Origin of the sequence: Staphylococcus coagulans (assembly GCF_002901995.1) — a bacterium.
GTDB classification, from domain to species: Bacteria; Bacillota; Bacilli; order Staphylococcales; family Staphylococcaceae; genus Staphylococcus; species Staphylococcus coagulans.
The window spans coordinates 1-1339 of the sequence record NZ_PPQN01000142.1; the positions used below are offsets into that span (position 1 = coordinate 1).

Genomic DNA, 1339 nt, shown 5'->3' on the forward strand with positions numbered 1-1339 from the left:
ATTTATAACTCTATTAGGGAATCGTACAAGTTCATATATTATTTGTCCTCCCACGATATGGTTTGTAAACTGCGAATATACGAACAAAATAAAAATATAGTGCAATTTGAAAGTAAAAAGTAGTTGAACCATCGTTAATATAAAAGTTGTAATTCCAACTTTCCCTCCTATTTGTAACCAACTAGGGTTACTTTTTATAATAATCCCCCAAACAATAGGATAAAGTAATATTAAAAGTAAAAATAAGGTTATTAAACTATGTTCCATCTTATTGAGTTCAAAACGTAAGAGTTTTAACATAATGAATCCCTCCTGCTATTCGATGTATTGATTGATTTTTAAATCAATTTTTTTCATTTCTTCTTTTTTAAACTTTGACAATACTTCATACAGCAGTTCAGTGTCATTGTTTAATATCAGTTCGTTGTTATTAATAATAACTCCTTTTCTATTTTTTATTTGTTCTAGGCTATCAAATGTTTCATACGTCAAAATAATTTTTTTAGAGATTAATTTTTTTGTTTCAGTTAATTTTCCATCTGATAAGTAAACAAATCTATCACACATGCCATCTATCTCTGATAATTGATGACTTGAAATTATTATTGTCACACCTTGATTCCTTAAATCAATCAGTCTTTCTTGTAGTTTTAAGACTCCTATTGGGTCTAAACCTACGTATGGTTCATCTAAAATCAATAAATCATAAGGGTAATTTAGAACTATAGCTAATCTTAATCTTTGTTTCATACCAAAAGAGAAATTTTTAACTTTTCTTTTATAAGGTAAATTATATTCATCTAAAATGCTTGTATATTTTTCTTTAAAACTAGCATTATTTAATATATCAATCATTCTCAAAGTTTGTATTGCATTTAAATTCAAATATGTATCTTCTTGTAACAACATTCCAATACGTTGCATTTCAACTGAATTTTTTTGAAAAGTTGTGCTTCCTTGAAATTCTATTTTACCATTATAATTTATTAGTCCGAGTATCGCTTTCATTAGTGTTGTTTTCCCTGTTCCATTGTTTCCTATTAACCCAACTATTTCTCCTGTTTTCACATTTAGATTTATATTCTTTAGTATATTTTTTTTTGAAAAACTAACACTTAAATTTGTAATTTTCAACATTTTTCTCACCTCTTAAAAAAAGTGAGGCGCACAAAGCACACTCACTTTTTAAACTTTTAAATACTCCACGATTTAATATTTTTACCTGCGGAAATACAAATTCCTATAACACCACCAGATGCACAACCTTTTTTGTTACTAAATAATTTCGTACAAAATAGCATAGTATCACCTCCTATAGTACTTCTTCTAACTCCTTAAT

The 1339-nt window shown here is 27.0% G+C and carries 2 protein-coding genes; both read right to left on the reverse strand.

Annotation, left to right across the window (positions count from 1 at the left end):
• A partial coding sequence (locus CD118_RS12140) for a hypothetical protein (RefSeq protein ID WP_206167729.1) occupies window positions 1-300 on the reverse strand: 300 nt, incomplete at its 3' end.
• Between the two features lie 15 nt (window positions 301-315).
• Window positions 316-1137, reverse strand: a complete 822-nt coding sequence (locus CD118_RS11805; protein WP_050332194.1) for an ABC transporter ATP-binding protein — start codon at window positions 1135-1137, stop codon at window positions 316-318.
• Window positions 1138-1339 lie beyond the last annotated feature (202 nt).

Excerpts from the sequence above, each read along its gene's own strand:
- CD118_RS11805 (WP_050332194.1), bottom strand. The coding sequence starts at position 1,137 with ATGTTGAAAATTACAAATTTAAGTGTTAGTTTTTCAAAAAAAAATATA.